Annotated in this window: 22 protein-coding genes and 1 pseudogene; 16 read left to right on the forward strand and 7 right to left on the reverse strand. The window is 69.8% G+C overall.

Features of this window, described 5'->3' with window-relative positions; genetic code table 11:
- Positions 1 to 249: 249 nt before the first annotated feature.
- Together OG948_RS33565 and OG948_RS33570 are read right to left on the reverse strand one after the other, a co-directional pair.
- Positions 250 to 2,433, reverse strand: coding sequence for a 2Fe-2S iron-sulfur cluster-binding protein (locus OG948_RS33565; RefSeq protein WP_406300080.1), 2,184 nt, complete (start codon positions 2,431 to 2,433; stop codon positions 250 to 252).
- Positions 2,434 to 2,478: 45 nt separating this feature from the next.
- Positions 2,479 to 3,243 (reverse strand): siderophore-interacting protein, encoded by a 765-nt coding sequence (locus tag OG948_RS33570; protein WP_406300392.1) that lies wholly within the window; start codon positions 3,241 to 3,243, stop codon positions 2,479 to 2,481.
- Positions 3,244 to 3,390: 147 nt separating this feature from the next.
- Between OG948_RS33570 and OG948_RS33575 the strand changes: the two genes are divergently transcribed.
- From OG948_RS33575 to OG948_RS33590, 4 genes are all read left to right on the forward strand, one after another.
- Positions 3,391 to 4,011, forward strand: a complete 621-nt coding sequence (locus tag OG948_RS33575; protein WP_406300081.1) for a TetR/AcrR family transcriptional regulator — start codon at positions 3,391 to 3,393, stop codon at positions 4,009 to 4,011.
- 1,363 nt (positions 4,012 to 5,374) lie between these two features.
- Positions 5,375 to 5,497 (forward strand): hypothetical protein, encoded by a 123-nt coding sequence (locus tag OG948_RS33580; RefSeq protein WP_406300082.1) that lies wholly within the window; start codon positions 5,375 to 5,377, stop codon positions 5,495 to 5,497.
- Between the two features lie 365 nt (positions 5,498 to 5,862).
- Positions 5,863 to 6,672 carry a hypothetical protein gene (locus OG948_RS33585; RefSeq protein WP_406300083.1) on the forward strand — a complete coding sequence of 270 codons (810 nt, stop codon included), beginning with the start codon at positions 5,863 to 5,865 and terminating at the stop codon, positions 6,670 to 6,672.
- A gap of 117 nt (positions 6,673 to 6,789) precedes the next feature.
- Positions 6,790 to 7,236: a DUF4267 domain-containing protein gene (locus OG948_RS33590; RefSeq protein ID WP_406300084.1), complete on the forward strand. Its 447-nt coding sequence runs from the start codon at positions 6,790 to 6,792 to the stop codon at positions 7,234 to 7,236.
- A gap of 77 nt (positions 7,237 to 7,313) precedes the next feature.
- Here OG948_RS33590 and OG948_RS33595 read toward each other — a convergent pair whose 3' ends face one another.
- From OG948_RS33595 to OG948_RS33605, 3 genes are all read right to left on the reverse strand, one after another.
- Entirely contained in the window at positions 7,314 to 7,559 is a 246-nt protein-coding gene (locus tag OG948_RS33595) for a hypothetical protein (protein WP_406300085.1), read from the reverse strand.
- A gap of 167 nt (positions 7,560 to 7,726) precedes the next feature.
- On the reverse strand, positions 7,727 to 8,719 hold the full coding sequence (locus tag OG948_RS33600; RefSeq protein ID WP_406300086.1) for an integrase: 993 nt from the start codon (positions 8,717 to 8,719) through the stop codon (positions 7,727 to 7,729).
- A gap of 705 nt (positions 8,720 to 9,424) precedes the next feature.
- Positions 9,425 to 11,359, reverse strand: a complete 1,935-nt coding sequence (locus OG948_RS33605; protein ID WP_406300087.1) for a hypothetical protein — start codon at positions 11,357 to 11,359, stop codon at positions 9,425 to 9,427.
- Positions 11,360 to 11,652: 293 nt separating this feature from the next.
- On the opposite strand from OG948_RS33605, the gene OG948_RS33610 reads away from it, so the two are divergent.
- The 8 genes from OG948_RS33610 (at position 11,653) to OG948_RS33645 (ending at position 19,462) form a co-directional block, all read left to right on the forward strand.
- Complete coding sequence (locus OG948_RS33610; protein WP_406300088.1) at positions 11,653 to 11,826, forward strand: hypothetical protein; 174 nt, start codon at positions 11,653 to 11,655, stop codon at positions 11,824 to 11,826.
- A 331-nt stretch (positions 11,827 to 12,157) separates the two neighbouring features.
- Positions 12,158 to 12,448, forward strand: a complete 291-nt coding sequence (locus tag OG948_RS33615; protein ID WP_406300089.1) for a hypothetical protein — start codon at positions 12,158 to 12,160, stop codon at positions 12,446 to 12,448.
- 232 nt (positions 12,449 to 12,680) lie between these two features.
- Positions 12,681 to 14,582: a hypothetical protein gene (locus OG948_RS33620; protein WP_406300090.1), complete on the forward strand. Its 1,902-nt coding sequence runs from the start codon at positions 12,681 to 12,683 to the stop codon at positions 14,580 to 14,582.
- A 710-nt stretch (positions 14,583 to 15,292) separates the two neighbouring features.
- Positions 15,293 to 15,598: a trypco2 family protein gene (locus tag OG948_RS33625; RefSeq protein WP_406300091.1), complete on the forward strand. Its 306-nt coding sequence runs from the start codon at positions 15,293 to 15,295 to the stop codon at positions 15,596 to 15,598.
- 59 nt (positions 15,599 to 15,657) lie between these two features.
- Positions 15,658 to 17,367, forward strand: a complete 1,710-nt coding sequence (locus tag OG948_RS33630; protein ID WP_406300092.1) for a trypsin-like serine peptidase — start codon at positions 15,658 to 15,660, stop codon at positions 17,365 to 17,367.
- A gap of 601 nt (positions 17,368 to 17,968) precedes the next feature.
- Positions 17,969 to 18,118 (forward strand): hypothetical protein, encoded by a 150-nt coding sequence (locus OG948_RS33635; RefSeq protein ID WP_406300093.1) that lies wholly within the window; start codon positions 17,969 to 17,971, stop codon positions 18,116 to 18,118.
- Between the two features lie 102 nt (positions 18,119 to 18,220).
- Positions 18,221 to 18,826 carry a dihydrofolate reductase family protein gene (locus tag OG948_RS33640; protein ID WP_406300094.1) on the forward strand — a complete coding sequence of 202 codons (606 nt, stop codon included), beginning with the start codon at positions 18,221 to 18,223 and terminating at the stop codon, positions 18,824 to 18,826.
- Between the two features lie 444 nt (positions 18,827 to 19,270).
- Positions 19,271 to 19,462: a hypothetical protein gene (locus OG948_RS33645; RefSeq protein ID WP_406300393.1), complete on the forward strand. Its 192-nt coding sequence runs from the start codon at positions 19,271 to 19,273 to the stop codon at positions 19,460 to 19,462.
- A gap of 65 nt (positions 19,463 to 19,527) precedes the next feature.
- Here OG948_RS33645 and OG948_RS33650 read toward each other — a convergent pair whose 3' ends face one another.
- Positions 19,528 to 19,995 (reverse strand): ricin-type beta-trefoil lectin domain protein, encoded by a 468-nt coding sequence (locus OG948_RS33650; protein WP_406300095.1) that lies wholly within the window; start codon positions 19,993 to 19,995, stop codon positions 19,528 to 19,530.
- A gap of 521 nt (positions 19,996 to 20,516) precedes the next feature.
- On the opposite strand from OG948_RS33650, the gene OG948_RS33655 reads away from it, so the two are divergent.
- Both OG948_RS33655 and OG948_RS33660 read left to right on the forward strand, forming a co-directional pair.
- Positions 20,517 to 20,690 carry a hypothetical protein gene (locus tag OG948_RS33655; protein WP_406300096.1) on the forward strand — a complete coding sequence of 58 codons (174 nt, stop codon included), beginning with the start codon at positions 20,517 to 20,519 and terminating at the stop codon, positions 20,688 to 20,690.
- A gap of 399 nt (positions 20,691 to 21,089) precedes the next feature.
- The gene (locus OG948_RS33660) at positions 21,090 to 22,316 is read left to right on the forward strand and encodes an IS110 family transposase (protein ID WP_406300097.1); all 1,227 of its coding nucleotides are present in this window, start codon (positions 21,090 to 21,092) and stop codon (positions 22,314 to 22,316) included.
- Positions 22,317 to 22,396: 80 nt separating this feature from the next.
- Here the strand turns inward: OG948_RS33660 and OG948_RS33665 are convergent, their stop codons facing one another.
- The gene (locus OG948_RS33665; RefSeq protein WP_406300098.1) at positions 22,397 to 22,894 is read right to left on the reverse strand and encodes a GNAT family N-acetyltransferase; all 498 of its coding nucleotides are present in this window, start codon (positions 22,892 to 22,894) and stop codon (positions 22,397 to 22,399) included.
- Between the two features lie 269 nt (positions 22,895 to 23,163).
- Between OG948_RS33665 and OG948_RS33670 the strand changes: the two are divergent.
- Together OG948_RS33670 and OG948_RS33675 are read left to right on the forward strand one after the other, a co-directional pair.
- Positions 23,164 to 24,133 (forward strand): annotated as a pseudogene (locus OG948_RS33670) (site-specific integrase).
- Between the two features lie 200 nt (positions 24,134 to 24,333).
- On the forward strand, positions 24,334 to 25,611 hold the full coding sequence (locus OG948_RS33675; RefSeq protein WP_406300099.1) for an MFS transporter: 1,278 nt from the start codon (positions 24,334 to 24,336) through the stop codon (positions 25,609 to 25,611).
- The last annotated feature ends 18 nt before the right edge of the window (positions 25,612 to 25,629 follow it).

Below are 25,629 nucleotides of genomic sequence, written 5' to 3' on the forward strand. Positions count from 1 at the left end.
TTCGCCTTGTGAGTGACAACGAGTTGTGACAGTGAATCGGCGATCCGGACCGCTCGCGCCGCCCGTTCTTGATCTTGCTCCCGGAAAGGGTCGTTCGTGAGAACAGGATTGCGGAGTGGCCACCGGCCGCCGACCCCTTGCGCTGATCAGATCGGATTCCTGTACGGATCCGGTTGACGAATGTGAAGGTGGGCTTGCTCTCGTTCGCTTCCGCCCGGCCGGCCTCTGCGCACGTGGCCGGCCGGGCGGTCACGGGTCTGTGATGTCGAGGGTGACCTTCGACATCGGACAGCCCACGCAGGTCAGCACGTAGCCGTCGGACTTCTGTTGTGGGGTCAGGCAGTTCGGTTCGTTCTGTGTGACGTCTCCGCTGTTCAGCTTCACCATGCAGTCGCCGCAGTTGCCGACCGTGCAGGAGTGCGGCATTGCCAACCCTGCGGCGAGTCCCGCCTCCAGGAGCGTCTGGCCGGGTTCGACCGTCACCGTGCCGAGGGGGCGTCCGTCCTTCTCGACGCGCATCTCCTGCGGCACGGTCGTCGTGTTCCCGGTGCCCGCCCCGCTGGTGTAGCGCTCCTGATGCGCCTTCTCGTCCAGTACCCCGAGGTCGGCCAGGACGTCCTGGACGGCGTCCATGAGCGGGTCGGGTCCGCAGACGTAATAGTGCGTGTCCGGGGTGGGGGACCGCTGGGTGAGCCAGTGCCGTACGCCGTCGGCGTCGAGCCGCCCCGCCTGGCGGGTCAGGACGTGGGTGACCGACAGCCGGTCGGGCAAGTCTGCCGCCAGCCGGTCCAGTTCGTCGCCGAAGATGGTCTCCTCGGTGGTGCGGCTGCTGTAGAGCAGCGCGATCTTGTCGCGTCCGTGGCGGTCGGCGAGCCGTGTGCGGATCATGCTCATCATGGGCGTCACGCCGCTGCCCGCGGCGATGAGCACGGTGTCGTCCGGGGGCTGGAGCTGAGCGTGGAAGGAGCCCGAGGGGCCGCGCACCGCGAGGCGGTCGCCCACACGCAGACCTCGGTGTACGTGGGTGGAGAACCGGCCGTCCTCGACGTGCTTGACGGTGACCTCCAGTCGGGATGCCCCAGGTGCCGACGAGGCCGAGTAGGCCCGCCGCACCGGGCGGCCGTCGATGTCGGCGACGAGCGTGAAGTACTGGCCGGGCCGGAAGTCGAAGGGTTGCGGGTGCCGGCCGGCGTCTTCGAGCACGAGCGTGACCGCGCTCGGGGTCTCCCTGCGCACCTCGGCGACGCGCACCTGGCGCAGCGAGGGCTCGCCTGTGCCGACATCGGTGGGACGCCGGCGCCGGATGCCACGGTGGGCGCCCGCGCCGGGCTGGATGTCGCCGTATCCCTCTTTCCGCAGTCCGGAGCGGTAGGCGCGATCTATCCCCCAGCGCAGTAGCCGGTTCATTCCCGGGATCGCGCCGACGGCCTTGAGGAGGAACGCCGGTGGTCCGCCGTCGGCGCCGGCCGCGTTGGCGGCGAGGTGTTCTGCTCCCAGTGCCATCAGGTCCGGCATCGTGGCACGGTCCGGGTGTGCGCCGGGGTTCCACAGCCGTGAGCGCACCAGGGCGTCGTTGCCGTTCACTTCCGCGTGCTCGACGTCGATGAGCAGCGCCAGGTGCGGGGACATCCCGCGCAGCGCCATCGTCTCCACCAGCGCGGGGTCGTCGGTGATCGCAGCGCGGCCACGGACGTGGAGCACGCCCCTGCGCCCCGGGACGAGCGCGGCCAGTGAGAGGTGGCCGTCCTGCAGCAGGTTGTGCAGGGTGTCGGCTCGCTTGTTGCCCTTGCGGTCCGCGATGACGAGGGTGCGGTCGTCCAGGATCCGAGCGACGGTCTGCTGGTCTCCGCGCGGGCTGGTGTCGCTGCCTCCGGCGGCGTCCCAGGAGGACAGCGCCAGGAAGGGTGCCGCGGCCAGGAAGTCGGCGATGCCCGGCCCGGCCAGGGGGCCGTCGCCCTCGATGCGGTGGGTCGGCACCGACGGGGTGGTCGGCGGGTTCCACAGGCCCGAGCGCAGGACGGCCTGTGCGCAGTGCACCCACGCCTGCGTGATGTCGACGGATGTCTGCGCGCCCTTGCGCCCGGCCGCCGTGCCGTTGACGCGCAGGATCTCCCCGACGCCCGGCAGGAGGAAGAACAGCGAGACCGGACCGTGCGGGTCACTGGTCCCGGGCAGGGAGAATGAGATGCGGGTGGTCGAGAGGGCTCGTGCGAACCCCGGCGCCCCGCCGACGAACGTCGTCCTGCTGGTGCCGTCACTGTCCCGGTAGCCGACAGCCGCGATCGGGCTGTGGGCCAGGACGGTCCGGCAGCCTTCGTCGAGCGCGCTGAGCTCCTTCAGCATGATCATCGGTGCGGGGCGGCCGACGATCGTCTCGATGTCGGTCACCGTCTCCAGCCGCCGCGGGGTGGCGTGCCGGCGTTGGGGGGTCATGAGGATTCCTCTCGTTCTTCACGCACAGGCGTCGTGCCCGCGGTGTCAGCCGGGCGCGGAGCGGCCCAGGCGCCAGTAGCCGAAGAAGGAGATGTCCTGCTTGGGCACGCCGCGGTCGTTGATCAGGTGCCGCCGTACTCCGGTGGCCGGCTGGGATTCACCCGCGGCCCACACGTAGCAGCGGCCGGGCGGCAAGGCGGCCTCGCGCACCGCGCCCAGCACCAGGGCGCCGGGCCGCAGGTCTTCGCCATCGCGGCTGAACCAGTGGATGCGGGACCCGTCGGGCACCGCGACCGGCCGGATGTCCGCCGCTGCCGCCACCTCCAGGAAGACCTCGCAGGGCAGCGAGGCAGGCGTCCCGTCCAGGATCGACAAGATGGCCGGCAGGGCCGTCTCGTCGCCGACCAGCACCTGCCCCTGCGCATGCTCGGGCAGCCGGTACATGGTGCCCATGTCGAAGATGCCGGCCGGATCGCCCGGCTCGACGCGGCGCACCCAGTTCGACAGGGGCGCGTCCCCGTGCAGGGCGAACTCGATGTCGATCTCGCCATCCGCGGGCCGTGCGCGGCGGACGGTCAGATTGCGCACCCAGGGGCGAGCCGACTTCGCCACCAGCAGGAGCTGGGCGATCCACGCCTCGTTCGACACGGTCGGCATCCGCAGCGCGCTCTGCCCCTCACGCGCGAAGAACAGGCGGACCGTCTGGTCGTTGCCCGCGACGATGAGATCCCGCAGGGCAGGGCCGCCGAGGGTCACGCACGCGAAACCCGGCGTGAGGAACTCCCGGCGGCGAACCTCCAGCGTGATCATGCGACGCGACACGGGCAGGGAAACCTTCGGGATCACCGGGCGCCTACCCGGTCGGGACAGGCAGTATTTTTGCAGCTCATGGCACTATTGTGAGCAATAGTTCAGCTCTTTGACTACTCGCATTTCACGCCCCGGGGAGTCCCGCCGATGCCACCCGCCGACCGCCGCCTCAGCCCACGTCGCAAGCCCCGCCAGGTGCGCGCCGAACTCACCCGCGAGCGCGTCCTCACCGCCGCTGCTCACGTTTTCGCCGAGCACGGCTACGCTGCCGGCACGACCAACCGCATCGCCGAACACGCCCGGATCTCCATCGGGTCCCTGTACCAGTACTTCCCGAACAAGGACGCCATCCTGGCCGAACTGCTGGTGCGCCACATCGACCGCGGCACCTGGCCCCAGGCCGACCAGATCGACCTGTCCGCCGGAAGCCTGGAAACGATGGTGCGGGCCCTGGTCCGCGACGCGATCGACAATCATCGTGACGACCCTCAACTGCTCCGCATCATGATCGAAGAGGCGTCCTTCTCCCAGGACCTGCTCGACACGATCGAGCGACACGGACGCAGCCGCGTCGCACAGATCAGCGAAATTCTCGCCCGGCACCCGGACGTCCGCGTGCGGGACCTCGGCACCGCTGCCGAACTGATCGCCTTCACCGTGGAGACGAACACCCACAGGCTCATGGCCGACCCGCAGACCATCCCCATCGAGTCGTTCGAGAGCGAACTGGTGGACATGATCACGCGTTACCTGCGCGGCGATCAGTAGCGCGCAAGGGACGGCCTCAACCGCAGCCTCACGCTCTCCCTCATCGCACCGGCTCCCCTGCCCGCCCCGCTCACCAGCGCACAGCCGGTACACAACAGTGGAGACGCCGGGGCACGTCCACCCATTGACCGTCGATCATCCAAGCCCGCCCCAGACCGGCCACATCACCGTCACCCGCGGCTCATCGAGTTGCGAGGTGTCCATCGGGGAGTATCAGGAATTAAAGTCCTTGATAGTCCCCAGGATCCCTGCCCGGTTCCTTACGACTTTCGGGCTCGGCTTCCGGTTGGGGCCGGGTCCGGTCGGTGTCGGGGTGTGGCGTTGTCGGCTCTTGTGGTGGGTTGTGGCGGGGCGGGGGTGAGGGCCGCAGGAGGGCGTTCAGGCTGCTTGTCGGGGGGTCCGGTGGGTGCCGGAGTGGGCTTGCGATGGCTGTGGAGGGTCGGTTCGATGTGCTTGGAGTCGGTGCCGGTTCGGCCCGTTGGGTGCGGTGATGGGGCCGTGGAGCGGACGGGGCGGTGGGTCTCGCGTTGTCGTCCGACGGGTCTCTCATCGGGGTGTCCATGGGGTGAGTGGGCGCGAAGCCGGGATCCGTCTTTGTCCGTGGGGGAGTTGGTGATCTCGTCGCGGTCGGGTGAGTGGGACGACGCCCTGGGATCGGCCGGGCACACGGTGAGAATGCCCTGCCCGGCGGGACGCGGGACGCACCAGGTTCCATACTCCCCCCGGCGGCCCCGGCGCGGGTTCGGGAGTGCCCTGTCGGCGTCTCGCCCGGTCGAAGCCGACGAGACGATCGTGGCCGTGCTCGGGACTCGAAGCCCCGCTCGAGCTGCTCCCGGTCCTCGACGGCGGCGAGTTCGCCCTGGACGAGCGCCGGCGACGAATCGGCCTGGGTCGAGTTCGAGAGCGCGAAGTTCGTGCGCTGATGTACACGCCGCCCGCGCCCGCCCGGACCCTGCGCGGAGTGAGCCGGCCCGAACGGAACATGCTGCGGGCCGTCGGTGGACAACTCCACGAGTTGCACACGGGCACACTCACGCTCCTCGGCGACGTCTTGGACCGATCGCTGGTACCGGCCCGAGTTCTCCGCTCCGCCCCCAGGGACGTTCCCGCCGGGGGCGGAGCGGGGCGGCTCGCGGGGCCGTGTCCTCGTCGGTGACCCCGGCCCGCCCGGACGCCGCCGCGGAGCCCACCGCGCCGCCGATGCCCCGCAGTTGGTCCCGTATCGCCACGTCCCCCACTCCCTCGCCGAACCACCCCGCGAACCCCTTCATGATCACCTTGATCGCACCCACCCCACCGACCGGCCCCGGCGGCTCTCCGCTCGCCCCCGGGCCGTGGCTCTGTCTGCAAGAACGGACAGCGGATGTTTGCCAGTTCGGGAGGCAGCGGGCACGGCGGGCGAATCGAAATGTTCACGGGTTTCGGCAGCATCACCGGCACTGCGAAGCCGCTGAAGGGGGTGCTCGTGGCCGAGGTCGCCGAGTGACCAACGTCGCCTGCCATGACAAGGACCACGCCCCCGCGCCCAATCGATGTCGAGGTGCTCTTCCCGGAACTTGCCGCCTATCGGGGCACGACCACGCGGCTCCACCCGCGTCCGGGCAGCCTGCGGATATCGGCCGGCTCAGTGGGTGGTCCGATGCTGTGGCCGGCGGACGCGCCGTGGCCGGTGTGCGGTGAGGCGCCGGCCGCGGGCGCGGCCGGCGCCCGGTCGACATCCACCGCTACCGGCGGGTACTGGCCACCGCGTGGGCCCACAGCCGGGTCCCCGACCCGGAGGAACGGGAACTGCTGAAGGAACTGCACCGAGAGCACCGGATCCCCGAGGTATCGGAGACGGATCCGCTGCCGATGATCGGCCTGGCTCAGCTGTACCGGCGGGATGTCCCCGACCTCCCGACCGGGCCGGGCGGCTGCGACCTGCTCCAGGTTTTCTGGTGCCCCTTGAAGGTCCACGGCCCGGGCCGGTACGACCTGGCGCTGCACCTGCGCCGGCGGCGGTCGTCGGAGGTCGGCGAGGTGCCGACATTGCAGCCGCGGCCTCCAGTCGTCGAATCGGACGGGTTCGTTCCCGGGCCCTGCGTCCTGCACCTGGAGCAGGTGGTCACCTACCCGTTCGCCGACCCCGACTTCCTGCCCGAGGACCTGTGCGCCCGGATCGAAGGCTGGGACGCAGCCCAGGAGAAGGCCGAGCAATCGACGGACGGGAGCGCCGCCGAGCCGACCGGCTACCGGTACGACTTGTCCATCCCGCCCGGCCGGCGCGTCGGCGGCTTCGCCTCCTGGCACGCCACCGACCCATACCCCATGGATTGCCGGACCTGCGGGACACCGATGCGTCTCCTGCCGACCATCGACAGTTCGGAGTGGGACGGCGGCAGCTGGAAGCCGCTGGAAGACCGCCTGCCCGCCCACCGGTGCGCGCCACGCCCACCGAAGTCACCGCGGGCCGATTCGGCGAACTCAACGTCTTCGCCTGCCCCACCGCTCCCGACCATCCGCACCGCTGGAGCATCCAGTAGCTCGGGGATGGCGGCCCCGTGCCCGGTTCGGCGCTCCGCCTATCGGCGAGCACGGGTGCCGTCGCTTCTCATGAACATCGAACACGACGCGCCGCCGACGCCTTCCAAAGTCCTGTACAGGTGCTGTCGCCTCTCGTGAACAAAGCCAGGGTCGCCTCCAAGTCGCTTCCATGTGCCTTCCAGGACCACCCGGCGAGTGTTTTCCCCACAAGGCGACGACGGCCGGTCCCACCGGCCCGACACTCGGGAGAACACCATGAAGCTCAGGACCCTCACCACCATCCTGGCCGCCCTCGGTGGCGCCTTCATCATCTACGTCGGCCTGGCCTACCTGTTCGCCCCGCAGGCGACCGCGTCCGGCTTCGGCCTGCCCACTTGGCCCGAGCACGAGGGCACCGGGTTCCTCGCCGTCAAGGGCGTCCGTGACATCGGCACCGGGCTGGTCATGCTCGCCCTCCTGCTGACCGGACACCGGCGGGCACTCGGCTGGACGATGCTCGCCATGACCTTCATCCCGGCCGGTGACATGACGGTCGTGCTGAGCAACGACGGCTCCGCCGCCACGGCCTTCGGCGTCCACGGCCTGACCGCCTGCCTGGTGGCACTCACCGCCGGCCTGCTGCTGCGCGAACGCCTGGCCGAGGCAACCGCCCCCGCGCCCACCTCGACCACCCCGCGCGTGAGCGTCCCGGCCACACGTTGACCCCTCGGGCCATGCCGGTACCGGTGCCCTGCGTCGCCGGCGGGGTGTGGCGCCGCTCCCTTGCGGTCGGTTGCCCCTCACTCGGCGGGGTGCTCCACGATGTGGCGGGTGAGCGCGTCCAGGTGCGCGTCGACCCGGGCCGGGTTGCCACCCAGCGCCGGGCCCGGCACGTACGCGGCCGGCCGGGCCGCCGACAGCGCGAGTTCGTACGGCACGCGGACCGCGTCGCGCTCGGGCCGGACCTCGCGCGACAGCCGGCGGGCGGCCGCCTGGGCGTGCCCCGCGTACTGTGCGAAATCCCGCGGGTTCGTCTGAGTGTCCATCCCTCCGATCGGCCGTGTCGTCCCATGCCAGACGCGCGATCACACCGCCTGCGTGGACGCTCGCCGGGACTTCCTCGTCGCCGCAAGGCTCGCCCTGGCGTAACACGATCGCCCGATATCGAGGCCCGTCGGTCTGCTCCACCCAACCATCGCCGGTCGCGGGCGGCTCAGACGAGGTCGGCGGAGCTGTTGTCGTCCCAGCCGTCCTCGATCTGCATGTAGCCGTGCAGGGAGCGGGAGTGGCGTGCCCAGCCGCCCTGGTCGGCGATCGCGACGGCGTCGCGGCCCTTGCGGCGGGCCATGGAGGCGTGTCCGACGCGCAGCGAGTGTCCGGTCCAGGCGACCGCCACCCCGGCCCGGGCGCTCACCCGCTTGACGGCGCGGGTGATGGAGTCGGGGGTCATGCCACCGGTGACGTGGCCCCACTGGTCGATGCCGACGAACGCCGGGGCGTCGGGCGCGGACCACTCGGGTGCGGCGTCGGCGGCCAGGCGTTTGCGGTAGTTCTCCCAGGCCCGCACCGGGCACACCTCCGCGTCGCGTTGGCGCACGATCCGGGCGTCGCACACCGCGTACTTCGTCTTGCCGGTGAGGATGGTCACGACCAGGTCGCGCGGGTGGAGAGCGACGTCGCGGGCGAGGAGTCCGGCGGGGTCCTGGGCGCGGGAGGCGTAGTGCAGTCCGGTGAGGATCGGCGCGCGGTCGCGGTGCCCGGCGAGGGTATCGGGGCAGGCCCGCACCACGGTGTACAGGTCCCCGGCGGCCACGGCCTTGGCCTGGCCGCGTCCGCGCCGTTCGCCCTCCTGCAGGAGCCGCACGGTCAGTCCGTCCATGGCCCGGCGGGCCTCGGCCTGGTCGTCGCGGGCGACGTGGACGCCGCGCTCGCGCAGTCCGACCACGACCGCGGCGAGGATCGTCGACGCGGAACTCGGCGCGTAGCCGGCGCCGTCCGTGCGGCCCTCGCGCAGCAGCCACGCGACGAACGCGACGAGCGAACCGCGGCCGCCCTCGTCGACGGGCAGGTGCTGCGTCGCGGTGAACCGCTGCCACGTTCGCCACGCCTTGGCGTAGGTGTCCTTCGTGTTCTCCGGGACGATCGCCTCGGCGACCGCGTCGGCCAGGCGGCGGGCGACGCCGTGCCGCTCGGCCCAGCGCGTCACCAACTCGTCGCGGCCGCCGTCCGGAGCGCCTTCGAGGACGTGCGTTACGGGCGGGTCTCTCTTACGTGGTGACGCGCCCGGTTTGTCGCGTCGGATAAGGGGAGCTTATCCGACGCGATGCCAACCGTGTTGGCATCTCCGACGGCGATTCGGCGCAAACTCCTCGTCGATGACCGCACCTTCCTCTTCGGGCGCCCGGTGTGTCCTACCGTGGGACCACGACCACGGCCAGACGCGTACCGCCGTCCGCCGCCCTGGGCACACCGGGCCCCGCCGCCGGGCGGGCCCTGGCCACACGTACCCGAGCCGACGTCCGCATGTACTGCGCAGTGCGCGGCGACGGACGATGAACCGAGTGTCCGACGACCCCCGACGAAAGCGTCTCCGACACCTGGCGGCCGCGGGTTGGCGTGCTCGAGGCCATCCAGCCGCCGGCGTGCACGATGTCGCGCCGAGCAGAGCGAGAGCGCACCACCGGTTCGGGAGTCGGGTCGCTTCGAACGCGGCGGCGCGTGATGGCGGGGGACGAGCCATCCACCGTGTCGTCGTCGTGGCCTACCACGACCAGGCACCCGCCTCTTGCCTCCTGCCTGCTGTGGGCGCGTCGGTGAGGAGTTGGGGATTGACGATGGGTGCGACGACGCATCCGAGTTCCGATGATCGTGAGCGACTCGCCGTGCAGCGCACGTCGGGACGTGGATCTGGTCACTCGGCCAACCGAGTTCCGTTGCGGTCGGGGTTTTGTCGGGCAAGCCCGTACCACCAGGTGCGGCCAGGGCGGGGGCGTGCCATGTAGGTGAAGGTCGCAAGGGCGCAGCAGCTCGCGAAGAACGTCAGCAGGACGATCCACCATTCGGGCTGCAGCATGGTGAGGGTGTAGAAGGCGGGCAGGGCGACGACGGTGGGAGCGAGGAAGACGAGGGTTCCCCGTTCGTGGTGGGCGGGCTGGGGCCCGTTCCACCATCGGGGGAGTCCGGGGTCGCGCGGGCGTGGGGCGACGAGGCGCAGGTGAGAGGTCAGACCGGCTTTCATGAGTTCTCGTCGGAGTGTGGAGTGGAATGACCTGGGCGCGGCGCGGAGGATTCCTTCCACCTCCCTCGGACGCCCTGCAGCTTCGAGGGCCACACATGCTTCGAGCCAGGTCGGACGTCGCAACAGGCGTTCCCACGCGGTGATGATCACGCCCACTGCCGCAACCGGCAGCCCTGCGGTGGAGACGGTCAACGCCGAGCCGAGCAGGACCTCCGCACTTGCGGACGTCTTGGAACCGCCGGTTCTCACGAAGTTGGTCACCTTCCCCACGAGGAACACGAGTAGGCCGAGTGCCGACATGGTCAGGAGGGCGCCGTACGGAAACTGGCCGTGACAGGGGCGCTGAACGATTCCCCTCAGGATCTCGCTCTTGACCTCGGGACGGGGAAATCGTCCGCTCGCGCGCAGGAGATCCGGCAGCTCCGCGCCCGTCGCCCTGCGTCCGGCGCGGTACAGGAGTTCGTCGGGTGGTGCCTGGCCGCCTGCCGTCTCGATGTGCAGCGCGAGTAGCGCGCCGTCGGTGGGACGGGCCCTGCCCAGTTTGGTCACGACATCGTGCACATGCCATGGGGGGAGCTGGGACACGGGGCGGGCGACCACGGACAGGACATGGTTGGCGAGGTCTTCCCGGCGGGTTCGGCGCAGATGCGCCAGATACGTGCCGAATTCCCGGGGATGGGTGCGCACGTCTGGGATGGCCGGGCCGTGTTCGGCGGCGAGGACGATCTCGGTTCCGGTGCTGGTCGTGGGGTTGTTCGGGGTTGTCCGGGACAACGGCTCCTCGACGACCTCACCGGCGAGGGTGGTCGCGGTGGACGTTGCGTCTTCGGTGTCGACGAGGTGCGCGCGGGCCGAGTCGAGGGTGTCCTCACCGTCCTCGATGAGCCTTCGGGTGCGGTCGAGGACCGCGCGCGCATCGTCGAGGAAATCGTCGGCGGGGTCGGGCCGCCATACGTCGAGGGACGCCCCCCGGTCGGAGGGTGGGGTGGGCACATCGCCCGGATGGCGCAGGCGGGCGACCTCCATGTTCAGGAGTTGGATCTGGTAGGCGAGTCGGTCGGCGAGTTCCTGAGCCTCGGCGCGGGCATGTTCCGCGTGGTCGCGTTGCTCTTCCGCCTCGGCCCTGCTGTTCTCGGTGTCGTGCAGGCGACGTTGCAGCCGGCCGAGGTCGGGGTCGTCGCTGCGACCCCGGGCCAGGATGGCGTCGTGTTCGCGGATGAGGTCGGCCATCCGGAGGGACATCTGCGCGACGACGATCCGCAGGAAGCGGACGACCCGTGTCATTTCGTCGCGGGTGTGTTCGCTGCTGGTCAGAGCCTCGCCCAGGCGGCGGATCTCGTCCTGGGCCTCGATCACCCGACGCTGCAGACGCACGATCTCCGAGGTCTCGTCGGAATTCGCGGGCTCCTGCCGAAGCGCGTCCCACAACACCCGGGCCTCGTCCAGGCGTCGGCGGGCGGTGGGGTAGTCGTCGGAGCACACGTCGGCGACGGCCTCGACGAACTCCCACGTCACATCCCGCCCCGCCAAATGCTCGTAGAAGGCGTTGCGGGTCGGAACACGCCCACCCTCGAAATGTTCCGGCCGCAACAACTTCCGCAGCGCCACCCCGCTGAGCGGTGCCCGTCCCGGCCCCGGCTCCGCTAGCCACCCCCGCATCAACCCCGAAAGCGCGACGACCTCGGGCCGCCCGCCCCGGGGCGGCGCAAACGGCCTTCCACCCCGCCCGCGCCCATCAGGCCCCTCACCCACACGCCACCCCGGTTGTCCCCGGACAACCTCATGTTGTCCCCGGACAACATCCAAACCGCACCCGGCCGTTCGGCGCAGGAGCATCGTCGGATCACGGCACCCGAGCACGGGATCGCCGCAGAACCGAGACGAACCCCCGGGAGAACCCGATGGCCAAGAAGCCCACACCCGGCGGTAACCACCCCGCCCCAAACCGCGGACTCGACCTCACCGTCGGCCGCCACCTGCGCCTGAACCTGTATGTATCGCCGACCCTGCTCCTGTCCCTGCTCTCGCTCACCGGCGCCGCGGGCGCGACGTGGACCGCGCTGCGCGGAGGCTGAATCGGCCGAGGACATCGGGCTGTAGCGCGCTCAGGCGTACGAACGCCTCCCCGCGCTGTCCTCATCCTCAATCTGCGTTTCCGGGACGACCTCAGCCGAGTAGAGACCAACGGCATCCTGGGCCTGTCCCGGATGCATGTCGACTCCGACTGCTCGGGTGCGGCACTTGCGCAGCCGGCAAAGTACGGGAAGGGCAAGCCAGGAGGACGGCAGGTTGGACAGCAGCCCGTGCCGAGCTGATCGAGCAGGTGGGTGAGTTCCACGGGATCAGGGGCCGCGTTTTGGGTGCGCCTGTGGGCGGTGTGTCAGGGGTGGGGCAGATGATGGCGGCATGACCAGCCCCACGTATCAAGGGCCGGCGACCATCGTTGTGGACGAGGTCGAGATCCCGGTTTCCGCAGACCTTCGTGTCGAGGCCCCCTCCCAGGCCCTGCCCGGGTGGCGTGGCAGCCTCCAGGCCGACAGCCCCAACGAGGACCTTTGGCCCGTGGCGGTGAGAAACGCGCCCGGCAACCCGAGCCTGCGACTGCCGGACGGCAGCACGGGGGAGTTCGTGGCGACCAATATGAGCATGGGTTCCGGGTCACTGAGGATCGTCGGCAGCGGTCCCGCGCCCTTCTAGACCGCCTGGCTCATAAGCTAACAATCTACCCATCTAAGCTAACAATCTACCCATCACAGCCAAAGTCACTCCATAGTGGGTAATCCACCGGCTTGGTCTCGGGGTTGTTGCCCGGTTCGGTGGATTCGGAGGCTGCGGGTTTGATCGTGCCCCTGCGTGAAGGTGGTCGGGGCGGGTTGGATGTTGTTCCCGGACAACGTGGGGTTGTCCGGGGACAAACCGGGGGTGTCTCGTGGGGCAGGCGCCGAGCAGCGGCGGCGGAAGCCGTGGTGGGAGGCCTTGGAGCGGGCAACTCAAGGGCGACTGCGAGGAGATCAACGACCTCGTGCACCTGTTGCGTGGCTGGCTCCTGGAACCGGGCCGGGGACGTGACCGGATCACCGGTAAGGAGTTGCATCTGGCCCTGGTTCCCGAGGACTTCGCCGACGGTGTCGTTCCCAACCGGCACAAGGTCTTCGAGCAGATGTCGGGTCTGGGGTTGACGCTGGAACTGGTGGAGGCCGTCGTGCGCATGTGCTCCGACGATTGCGGAACGCTTGAGGGGCGCCGAGTCCGGGCCCGGCAGTTGTGGAACGCCGCTCGGACGCGCCCGACGCCCCTTGCCGCGGGCCGCGCCCCCGCAGTCTCGGAGAGCATGGTCCGAGAACTCCTGGCCGGCCGGGATCGTGAACTTGCCGCCGGCAACGAGATCACCCGCTTGACGAACGCGCTGCACGACAGTCGCGACGCCGGGGACCGGGCCACCACGGTCATCCGCCTCATGGCACTGCTCATGAGCAGGATGCGGACGCAAATCGACGACCTCACCCGCGAACGCGACGCGTTGCTCGCGGCGGAACGACCCGATCCGGCTCGGCTGGAGGACTTGCGGCGGCTGGCGGAGCGGGCCGAGGGCCACCGGATGGAGGCAGTGGCGCAGTGCGAACGCGCGGAACGCGAACGCGCGAAGGCCCAGACCGTGGCCGACGGACTGATCCGGCGTATCGACAGCCTCCAGGATGAGCTCGCCCGCGTCCGTTCCGCCGCCACGGACGCGACGCGGCCCCGCGACGACGACCGGAGCGCGGACGAGGACAGGTCGCGAGCCTCGGACGTCGTGGAATTCCTCGACGACGCCGAGGCGGCACTGGACCGCGGCAAGCGCATCCTGGACGAAGGACGCGACGCTGTCGACGCCGCCCGCGAACAACTCGGCCCGCCGACGCACTCCGACACGCACGTCGTCGTTCAAGGTGAGGTGGTGGGGTTGTCCCGGACGACCCCGGACAACCCCTCCACCGGACACGGCACCGCGCCGCTCGAGCCGCGTGCGTCCGGCGGGGCCGCCCCGGGGCCGGGGCCAGCCGGATCCGATCCGCCGTTCTGGTTCTTCGTGCCCTCGGCCCGGGCCGTGTGGGATCCGGTCACCGGTATCCGTACGCGGACGCTCCTGCCCGAGGTGTGGTATCTCGCCGTGTCCCGCCACAGAAAGGGGCTCCTCGTCGCAATGGACGGGGACAGGACGCGACACGTCCTGGCGGACATCGGGGGGATCGGGCTTGGGGTCACGCCGCGAACCACACGGCCGACGAACACGCGTTCACCGGTCGAAGATCGTGCGCCAGGCGTGGACAGGGCGGAGGTGGTGGCTTCGGGGCCGGCCGCGTCCGATCCGCCGTTCTGGTTCTTCGTGCGCTCGGCCCAAGCCGTGTGGGATCCGGCCGCGGGTTCCCGTACGCGGACACTCCTACCCGGGGTGTGGTATCTCGCCGTGTCCCGCCACAGAAAGGGGCTCATCGTCGAAATGGAGGGCACATGGCACGTACTGGCGGAGACCGTTCGGATCCAGCCGGCGGACGTCGATCGGGTCGAGGGCGTACTGCGGAACAAGCCCCCCAGCACACGTTCGCAGGTTGCGTCCGATCCGCCGTTCTGGTTCGCAGTGCCCTCGACTCGACCAGTCTCGGATCCGGTTACCCGCGCCGAGACGCGGACGCTCACAGCCGGAACCTGGTACCTCGCCGTGTCCCGCCACAAGAGCGGGCTCATCGTCGAGGTCGACCAGGCACGGCACTTGCTGCCGGACATCAGCGGGATTCAGTGCGTGCCGCCGGCGAGCAATCCGCCCCGGGCCGGGAGAACCAGCCCGGCATGACAGCCCCCGGGATTCGACGACGGAGCAACACCGGCCACCGCCGGAGACTTTGATCGTGGCTGTCCAACCACGGTGCGCCGGTCATCCTCCTCTCCGCCGGACCGGAAGTAGGGACCGCCGTTGAAGTGCCCGAACCACCCACTGCGGTTCGCCTCTTCCTGCCACGAACGGCAGACCTCGCGCCCTCGCCGGTCTGCGCGAACGTCGGCACGGCCGCGGGGTGCGGACATCGTCCGACGCGGTCACGCTCGTGCAGCATGGGCAGGTCGAGCAGGTACCGAAGCACTGCGGCATCCTGAGCCCGCGATGCCCCGGCATCGGCGGCAATGGAACAGACATTCAGTGTCTGCGCGTTCGCTGACCCCTTTCGGGAGGTCGGCCGGCCACATCGGTGCGATGAACGGCCTTGGCTTCGCGGGGGGAGTTCCGAGCCGGCACGATCTGCCATCCACTTCGTGGAGGGGCAACTGCGTCGAGGCGAGGCCCCATCCGCCGTTGAGGGCCGCACCCAGCGAGGCTCCGGCACGACGTGTCCCCGACCTGTCCCACGCGGCCTCGCTCAGGTCGAGCAGGTCATCGAGGATGTTGCCCGCCTGCCGCCATTTCCGCCCGGGGCCGGCTGACAACTGGATCTCGGCGTTCAGCCTTCGCCAACTGTCGTTTGCCGTGGGGTGATCGGCTGATCATGGCGGCGAAGGTTGGGGGAAATCGTGGGCGACCGAATTCCGCTGTCGGAAGTAATCGACGAGATCCGGGCCGAGTTGGTCGCGGCGGCGGCTCGGGCCGCCGCGCAGGACGTGCACTTCGCGGTCGGCCCGGTGCAGATCGAACTGCAGGTCGGGGTGACCAAGACGGCAGACGCCAAGGGCGGGGTGAAGCTCTGGGTCGTCGACTTGGGCGCCGGGGGGAGTGTGTCGCATGCGGCGGTGCAAAAGGTCACGGTGAATCTGGAAGCGCCGCTCGACCGGGCGGGCCGACGGGTCCTGGTGACCGACGAACTCGAAGAGCGGCCATGAGGCGTCGCACGGTTGCGTGGCGATCCGGGGAGGTCGTCCCGAGCCGTGCGGTCCTCACCGTGGCGCGTCGTGCTGCGGGCTCCGGCTCGCACAACGGCAAGTGGGTGCTCGGCAGCGGGTTCCTCATGCGCCCCGGGCATGTCGTGACTGCCGCACACAACCTCGGCAGCGGCGAGGTGACGGTGCGATTCGGGACCGGCTGCGACCATCGCACCACTGTCGTGTACGACGGCCGCCCGGACGACTTGGACCTCGCGATCCTGCGGGTCGACCGGACGCTCGGGATCACCGCGACGGCTCGGAGCGTCGGGGTGGTGCGGATTGCACGGGTGCACCGCGACACGCCTGTACTTCTGGATCGCTGCTGGGCGGTCGGGTACCCGCAGTTCGTCGCCCGCCGCGACGGCGAACGCCCGCAGCGGGACACCGTGCAGGTCAACGGCGTCGTCACACCCGCTTCGCGCGCGGTGTCGGGGCTGTTGCGACTGCAAGTGGCCGGCACGCCGTCCGACGTGCGCAGCGGCTCGCAGTGGCAGGGCATGTCCGGGGCCGTGGTGTTCACCGAGGACCCCGAGTTCGGCAACATCGCGGTCGGGATCGTGACCGAGCACGGCCTCGACGAAGGCCCCAGCGCGTTGACCGTCCTGCCGTTCACCGCCGTCGCCGCCCTCGACCACGAGTCCAAGTCCCGGGTCTGGGCCCTGTTGGGCATTCCCGATGAGGACGATCTTCCCGTCCTCCCACGCCCGTACGAATGGCGCGACCCCGGGACGCTGATCGGAGCGGCCACCCTCCTGGATACCTTGTCGGCCGGCCGCGGGATCCTCCAGAACAACGACCTGCGTTACATCGACAACAGCCAGGTTCTCCGGGCCGACTTCGCGGCACACCTCGCCGACGCACTCGAACGATCCGACCCGGAGGAAGCCATCTCGGAGGCGCTCGCGGTCGCGGACAACGTACGGCGGATCCGTGACCTCCTCCGACAGTTCAACACCGCCTCGGCAAGCCGGACAGCACAGGCGATCGGGCGTCTCGACGGGGTCGCGGAGGACTACAACACACTCACCACACGTTCGGGGTACGTCCGTGAGCTGCGTGGCCGCACCGAGTCGGCCGATGCATCCGACAATGCGGCCCCCGCCGTGTACGAAGCACTCCTGCGCTACCTCGCCGCTTGCTGCGCCCAACTCGCCGAGGTTCGGGCCGCCGTCCTCCACCTCGTCACCGCGGTGGCCGAGGAGCACCCTGCGCTGCATGGCGACAGCAATCGGCTGGTCGACGAACTCCGATACGGGCTGGACCGACTCCACGAAGGAAAACAGTCGTTCGACCGCGCGGCCGATGTCCTTGGCAACGTCGCCATCCGGTCCGGCGCCGTCTTGGAACGGCACGTCGATTTGGAGCGCCACGCACAGCGCGAAGACGGCGAAACCGCGCGCCTGCTCGGCAGACTGGCCGCGGACATGTCTCCGTCGACCTGGTTGTTGCCCCCGGCGGTCGGCAGGTTGGCCACGGTCCGTTGGGCGGGCGGCCTGGACGTCCGGGTGACGTTCTCCGACACGCGCGCCGGCAGTATCGACCTCAGCACACTCCACGTCTGGACCCGCAACGTGCCGTTGCGGCCCGAGGCCGTCGTCGGTGTCCTGCTGGATCGGCAGGACAACACCATCGCCGTCGAACTCGTCAACCTCGACTGGCCATTCCACCAGGGCCAACTACACCGCATCCGGGAGCGGTTCGGCACCATCCAGGATCTGTCCGGTTGATGCCGCTGTCACAGGTCGGATCGTTGTCCGGCACGAGGCGCTGCCCGAGTTCCTCGGAGGCTTCGGCGCTGCCCTGTTCGTTGCCGTGGGTGAGGTCGTCCTTCGCCGTGTCCTCAGGTGGAAGAACAACGATGAGAGCCTCGCCGACCAAACGATGTGCCCCGAGTGTGGCGGTCATCTGCGCCATCTGCGGATGCGAGCCAGTGGAGGAGTCCGCCATGTGATGCAAGCCCTGCTGTCACCAGGCCGTCCGCCCCAGGAAGGCGGCTCGGTGCAGGGGCTGTGTCGGTGGTCGGCGGTAGCGTCCGTCGGATGAGTATGGAAGCAACTCGTGCCGGTGGGGCCGAGGTCCGGGTCAGCCTGTCGCCGGAGGTGATCGAGTCGGGGGTCATACCGCCGGTGACGTGGCCCCACTGGTCGATGCCGACGAACGTCGGGGCGCCGGGCGCGGACCACTCGGGCGCGGCGTCGGCGGCCAGGCGTGCGCGGTAATTCTCCCAGGCCCGCACGGGGCAGATCTCCGGGTCGCGTTGGCGCAGGAACCGCGCGTCGCGGACCGAGTGCTTCGTCTCGGTGAGATGGACACGACCAGGCCGCGCGGGTGGAGCGCGACATCGCGGGCGAGGAGTCCGGCGGGGTCGTGGGCGCGAGCGGCGTAGTGCACGTCGGTGAGGATGAGCGTGCGGTCGCGGTGCTCGGCGAGGGTTTCGGGGCAGGCCCGTACCACGGTGTACAGGTTTTCGATTACTGACCGTGATGACTTCGAATCTGTCATCGAAACAATCGAACGGACCGATGAGTTCGTGGCCCGCGGCCGGTCCAAGTTCGTGACACCCGAGGAAAGGACACCGCCATGTCAGAGCTTCTCGTCGACTTCATCACCTCCCTCGACGGCAACGCGTCGGGAGAGGGCTGGCCCGGGTTCTGGGGCCTCGAGGGCCCGGAGTACCTCGCCTGGCTCGGCGAGCAGCCCGAGGTCACCTACCTCATGGGAGCGAACACCTACCGCTTGATGTCGGGCTTCGCCGCCGGCGAGGCCCCGAATGGCCAGGACGAGTTCAGGGCCGAGGAAGAGGCGTCCGTCGACGAGTTCACGCAAGCGTCCAAGGTGGTGTTCTCGTCCTCGCTCGAGGAGCCACTGACGTGGGCCAACTCCACGCTCGTCCGCGACGACGCCGTCGAGACGGTCCGCGCCATGAAGGAGAACGGCTCGGGGCTCCTCAGCACGATCGGCAGCCTCAGCCTGTGCCGGTCCCTGCTACGGGCCGGACTCGTCGACCGATTCCGGGTCGGGATGTTCCCGGTGATCACCGGGGCCACGGGCGCGGAACGCATCTACGACGGCTACCCGGACGTCGCCCTCGAGATGATCGAGCACCGGACCTTCGACGGCCGCATCCAGCTTGTCGAGTACAAGCCACGCGTGCTCGAGCACCCGCCGCTCGGCGCCCCTGCGTGACGTCGCCCCGTCCGCAGGTGTCGAACGCCACCGCCCGCCGTTGACGTCGCTCCCCTCGGTCCAGCAGTGCGCGTACACATTGTTTCCGATGTTTGAGCCGGCAAGGTGTGCCGCGCACGAGGTGGTACGTACTTTTCCCGGCACAGCGGTGTCATGACCGATCGCGTCCCGAGGAGCCGGCGGCTGACCGCGCCCGATCGGGCGGGACTGACCGCCGGGATGCGGCGGCTGTCACCACAGCGGGGGCGGCCCCGGAGGCCGCCCCCGACCACGCCCGCACCCAGCGGCCACACGGGGTCGAGCACACGGGCGGCGTCGGCAAATCGCAACTCGCCCTTGAGTACGGACACCGGCACACCATCGCCTCGAGGACAGGCGCGATGACGTTCCGTTCGGGGTGTTCCGGGCGCCGGCGTCGATCGAGGATGAGGGAATCGGTTCGACATCCCGGCCAATCCGCCGGCGAACCCGCAGCCCGGCGAGCGCCGGCGGTGGCTTGACGCGGCGAACCGGCTGCCGGGGCGACAGGTGGCCGCCTCCGCGTGCGGGCAGGAGCGGGCAGAGGGGATCTGCGAACCGGCGCGCGACGACGAGGTGGTGGCCGGCAGCGGGGCCTGGCGAGGCGTACGTCGGTGAAGGGCGTGGGACCGCCGCGCCCGGGGCTGTCGAGGTGTGGTCCGGGCGCGGCGGTGGACCGGGGGTCAGGCGTTGGCGAGGCTGATCTGGTCGTTGAAGATCACCCACTGCTGGCCGGGGTCCTTGGCGTCGCACGGCTTGGTGGAGATGTTCGGCGTGCCCCAGGCGTTGGCGAGGCAGTAGGCCGGGGCGAAGGTGAGGGAGATCTGCTGGCCGGTGACGGTCCAGTACTGGCCCCGGTCCTTGGCGTCGCACGGCTTGGTGGAGATGTCCGGCGCGCCCCAGGCGTTGGCCAGGCAGTAGGCCCGCGCGTTGGTGAGGGAGATCTGCTGGCCCGAGAGGGTCAGGTGCTGGCCGCGGTCGGCGGGGTCGCACGGCTTGGTGGAGACCTTCGGGGTGTCCCAGGTGTTGGCGAGGCAGTAGTAGCCGGGGGCCGGGGTGGGGGCTGCGGCCTGCGCCCCGACGGCCGGCAGGAAGGAGGACGTCAGGGCGAGCGTGGCGACGGCGAGTGTCTTGCGGAGTGCGATTGCCATGGGACATCCGTTCTTGCGGTGGCGTGCGGTTCGCGCACGACCGTGAGGTGTTCTCCCAACTGGGCGTGAACACAGGGCAATTGGTAGCACCGACCGTTTGTTCGTCGACAGTTCCGCGTGGCAGGTTCATCCGAACGGGTAACTCCGGGTGGTCCGGGAGCGTTCGGGCGAGTGGTGGAGCGGGCTGGGCGGCAGGCAGGGATGCTGGCCCCCACCGCGGACGACACGGGCGTGCGGCACCGGGGCCGCACGGTCCTCCCGGGTGCGCGGCCGTGATGTGGCGTATCGCGGACCGGTGGAGGGCGGGCGGTCGACGGTTCGCCCCGCCTCCGGTTCGCAGTGGATCGGGATCAGTGCCCGGTGGTGTCTCCAGCGTCGGGGCGGTGCAAGTGAGAGAAGATCATCTTCCGCAGTGGCTGCGGGAAGCGCGGCCACCGATCGGTACAGACCGTGAAGGCTCGACGGGCCGGACCGTCGGTTCGGCGCGGCCGGTGTCGGTGGCCGGCGGTAGCGTCCGTCGGATGAGTATCGAAGCAACTCGTGCCGGTGGGGCCGAGGTCCGGGTCAGCCTGTCCCCGGAGGCGGTGGAACGCGTACGGGCGTTGATCGGGCTCGGCCTCGCGGCGTCGATCGAGGACTACGTGGCCGACTCGGTCCGTAACCGGCTCGCCGGATTCGGCCCTGTTCTCGTATAGCTGATCAGTAGTTAACGGCTCTCGTCCGGGACGTTGCTTCCGGCCGGGCTGTTCGAGTGCCGGACCGCCACGCCTGTCGTGTAGCTGGCGTCCGAGGCCTTGCCGTGGAGCGGCGGGCGGTCCGGCGCGTGGTGTGGCGGTCACGTGGCGGCGATTGGCGTTCATGTGACCATCGCACGGTGACGCTCGTTGACCTCGTGGTGTGAGCACACCGCACGGTGACCCCTTGAAAGTGCCGGGCCGTCGAGCCCTGGGGAATAGACAGGGGTCCGTGCGGTGCGCCGGCACCGCGAGAGGTCTTCTGAGATGTCGGCACCCGATGCCTGTGATCAGCGCGACGTGCGGTTCCGCATGTGCTCTCACCAGCACTGACAACGACGCATAGGCAGGGGATGGAGAATGATCTACTGCGGGATCGACTGGGCCGAATCGCACCATGACGTCGCCGTGATCAATGATGCGGGCGAGTTGCCGGCGAAGCGCCGCATCACCGACGACGCCGAGGGCTACAGGATCCTCGCGGACCTGCTCGCCGACCACGGCGACGACCCGGACGACCGGATCCCGGTCTGCATCGAGACCAACCGCGGTCTGCTCGTCGCCCTGCTCAATCAGGGCGGACGCAAGGTCTACGCGATCAACCCCATGGCGGCATCCCGCTACAGGGACCGCCACGGCGTCTCACGGAAGAAGTCCGACCCGGGTGACGCCCTGATCCTGGCGAACATCCTGCGCACCGACATGCACGTGCACCGGCCGATCCCCGCCGACACCCCGCAGGCCCGAGCGGTGGCGGTCCTGGCGCGCGCCCAACAGGACGCCCAGTGGAACCGGCAGCAGATGTCGAATCAGGTCCGCTCCCTACTGCGCGAGTACTACCCGGCCGCCCTGGACGCCTTCGCCACCTGGACGAACCCACTGACCAGGCCCGAGGCACGCGAGATCCTGCGCATCGCCCCGACCCCGGCCAAGGGGGCCGAGCTGACCATCGCGCAACTGCGCGCCGCCCTGGCGCGCGCCGGCCGCAGCCGAGGCATCAAGGCCACCGCGGAACGCATCCAAGACGTGCTGCGGGGCGAATACGCCCACCAGCCGCCCGAGGTCGAGGACGCCATGGGCGCCCAACTCCTCGGCCTGCCGCGGCAGCTCGACGCCGCCTGCATCGCGGCCGACGAACTCGCCGCCCAGGACGAGACGGCGTTCCGCGAACACCCGGACTCGAAGATCATGCTGTCGTTTCCCGGCATCGGACCACAGCTCGGAGCGCGCATCCTCGCCGAGATCGGCGACGACCGCTCCCGCTTCTCCGACGCCCGAGCCCTCAAGGCATACGTCGGCTCCGCGCCCATCACCCGGGCATCGGGCAAGAAACACCACGTCGGACGCCGCATGGTCAAGAACGACCGGCTCAACCACGCGGGCTACCTGTGGTCCTTCGCCGCCCTCAACGCATCCGAGGGAGCCAACGCCCACTACCGGGCCCGCCGGGAACGCGGGGACTGGCACGCGGCCGGCCTCCGACACCTCTTCAACCGGATGATCGGACGGCTCTTCCACTGCCTTCAGAGGCGCGAAGTGTTCGAAGAACATGAGGCGTTCCCCTCCGCGCTGAGGGATGCAGCTTGACTTCTTAGACCCCTGAGATGTCTACGGCGAGGTCCCAGGTAGCAATCCGTAGTGAGCGGAGCCGCAGGGCTGCGTCGCTGTCATCCGTCGGCCCTGGCGCTCTGGGCGGATGCGGGCGCCTGCTGGAGATACAGCCGGAACCCTTCCGCCTCGGGTTCGAATCCCAACGACGAGTACAGGCGATGGGCCCCGTCGGAGGCATGGCGCTTGTGAGACAGCAGTTGGACCTTGTTGCACCCGGCGGATCGCGCGTCCGCGAGCAGCTGTCGCAGCATTGCGCCGGCGATGCCCTGGCGTCGATGCTCCGCGGCGACAACCACGGCTTCGACGAACGCCGTCGGCGCACAGGCATACGTAACGTTCGGCATCACCATCATCGTTGCCGTCCCCACCGGGTCGCCGTCGGCCTCGGCGAGATAGACGGTCAATTCGTCGGACCGCACCACTCGATCCCAGGTCTGCCGTTCGAGGCCGGAGGCAGACCTCGGTACTTCACCGCCCGGATCGCGACGGGCGTGCACGCCCAAGACGGCCATCAAGTCCTCGGCGCCTGCTGTCCGGACAACCAGATCGAACATTCGGACAGCATGCCCGTTCCCGATCGTGTCCACAGGCGGTTTCGGAGCGAAGCCCTCCGGGCGCCCGGACGCGAACACGGAAGGCTCGGACAAGGAAGCCGGAATCAGCTACAGAGAGCTACTTGGGACCTCGCTGTAGCAACACGAACTCCGGGCCTACTCACCCCACACGAATAGCCGTCCTTACCAATAAGCGAATTCGCCACCTGCGGTGACGAGTTCAGGTCGCTACATGAAGCGACCCTGTTATCTGTGGCAAGGGGGAACCGGTGCCCGACGTCGTACTGTTGCCGACCGGGAGGCGCTCACGGTTCGGGCGTCGGCCGACGCCTTCCTCGACTCGATCGCCAACCGGAACACGGTCCGCAACTACGGGATCGGGGTGGGCAAGACCTCGGAGCGGCTCGGTGAGGGCCGGCCGCTCGTGTCGGTCGCGGACGACGAGGTCGGCGAAGCCCTCGAACTGCTGTGGGGCACCTCTGCGGTGAACACCTGGAACGCCCGACGCGCGTCGGTGCTGTCGTGGTTGGGCTGGTGCCGCGAGCGCGGACACGACGGCCCGGCGGTCCCTGCCTGGGCGAAGCGACTGACCGTGCCGGACTCCGAGACCCCGGCCCGCTCGCGGATGGCCGTCGACCGGCTGATCGCCCGCCGGGAGGTGCACCTGCGGGAGAAGACGCTGTATCGGATGCTCTACGAGACGGCCGGTCGGAGGAGATCCTGAGCCTGAACATCGAGGACCTGGACCTCGCCGGGCGCCGCTGCCTGGTCAAGTCCAAGGGCGCCCGCCCTCGTACGCGTCGCCGCGGCGCAGTCCGCGAGGACTTCGTCCTGGAGACGGTCTACTGGGACGCCGGCACCGCCCGGTTGTTGCCTCGCCTACTCAAGGGGCGTATGCGCGGCCCGGTGCTCGTCACCCACCGTCGGCCGGGACCCGGGAAGGTCGTCGGGCCGCGCGACGTGTGCCCGGACACCGAGCCGGCCCGGCTGTCGTACGGGCAGGCGCGTGCGGTGCTGGACGCGTACACCGCGGTGCGCGGGCCCGGGACGGGCTGGGATCTTCACGAGTACCGCCACTCGGCCCTGACGCACCTGGGCGAGGCGGGGGCGAGTCTGCTGATGCTGATGGCCAAGTCCCGGCACAAGAAGCCGGAGAACGTCCGCCGCTACTTCAAGCCGTCCCCGGAGGCGATCGCCGAGCTCACCGGCCTGCTCGCCCCGGGCGACAGCAGGCGGTGAAGACGGCGTTCGTGCGACCGCCGCTCGGGGCCTTGCCGGTTCGTCACGTTACGCAGGCCCGATACCACGGCGCCGGGCGCAATTCCCGATGCATCCCCGCCAGGCGGGCCCGCACATTCCGCTGCGCGTGAACGAACGATCCATCTCCTGCTCGTGAGGGGAGACTTCGCAAGACACCCCCCGAGATGCCGGAGGTCGACATGGCTCCGACCCCGAGCCGCTTGGTCCGCGCACTGCCGTACTGGCCGGCGCTGCGCCACCCGACGCTGCGCCGTCTGCTGCCCGGATTCGTCTTCTCGTCGCTGGGTGACGGCATGGCCGTGGTCGCGGTTGGTTGGCTGGCGATCGACCTCGCACCGGCGTCGAATCGCAGCGTGTGGGTCGCGCTGGCCGCCGCCGCGTACGTCCTGCCCGGTGCCCTGGGCGCACTCTTCCTGGGACCCTGGCTACGACAGCGCAGCCCCGCCCACCTGGCCGGATGGGACGCGATCCTGCGCATGTGCGCGCTGGGCACCATCCCTGTGTGTTACGCCTTCGGCTTCCTCTCGATTCAGGCGTACGTGGCCTTGCTGGCAGCCTCGTCGGTACTGCATTCCTGGGGGCAAGGCGGTATATACACGCTGGTCGCGCGCGTGCTGCCGGAACGTGATCACCTGGCCGGGAACGCCCTGCTGTCCAGTGTGGGGGCGTTCGCGACGATCGTCGGCCCGATGCTCGCCGGCGCGCTCATCGTGGTGGGCGGGCCGGCGACCGTGCTCGCCGTCGACGCGGTCACCTTCCTCGTGCTCGCCGTCACCTTCCTCTTCCTGTTGCCCGACGTCGGTGCGACCCCGCCCGAGGTCGCGTCGCGAGCGGCGGGCTTCATGGCCATCCGACGCAACCCCACTCTCTTGGGCCTGCTGACCCTGAGCTTCGGTTTCTTCTTCCTCTTCGGACCGGTCTACGTGGCGTTGCCCTTGTACGTGTCGGGCGGACTGCACGGCTCCGCAGGGCTGTTGGCGGCCTTCTACTCGGCGTTCGGCGTGGGAGCGCTGATTGGTTCGTTCCTGACCGGATTCCTGCGCAGTCGGCCGCAGAGGCCCACCGCCATCGCCATCGTCGTCGGCTTCGGCGTCTTCATGCTCCCCATCGGCCTGGGCACGCCGACGCCCGTCGCGATCGGCGCGTTCGCGATCTGCGGGATGCTGTGGCCGCCCTACGCCTCGCTCTCGACCACGCTCATCCAACGCTCGTCGCCCGACGCGCTGATGCCCCAAGTCCTGGCGGCCGGTTCGGCCGTCCGCGTGTTGTCCGTCCCGCTGGGAACGGCGCTGGGCGGTCCCTTGGTCGGCGCCTTCGGAGCCGACACGACACTATGCCTCGCCGCCGGGGGTATCACAGCACTCGGGCTGCTGGCGGCCGGTGCTTCGGCACTTCGGGTACGGGCGAGGCCAGACGCGCCATCGGCGACCGCGGCGGTCGAAGAGACACAGAGTTGATGTGCGGAGTCGAGTGGA

This window comes from Embleya sp. NBC_00888 (genome assembly GCF_045207655.1).
GTDB lineage: Bacteria > Actinomycetota > Actinomycetes > Streptomycetales > Streptomycetaceae > Embleya.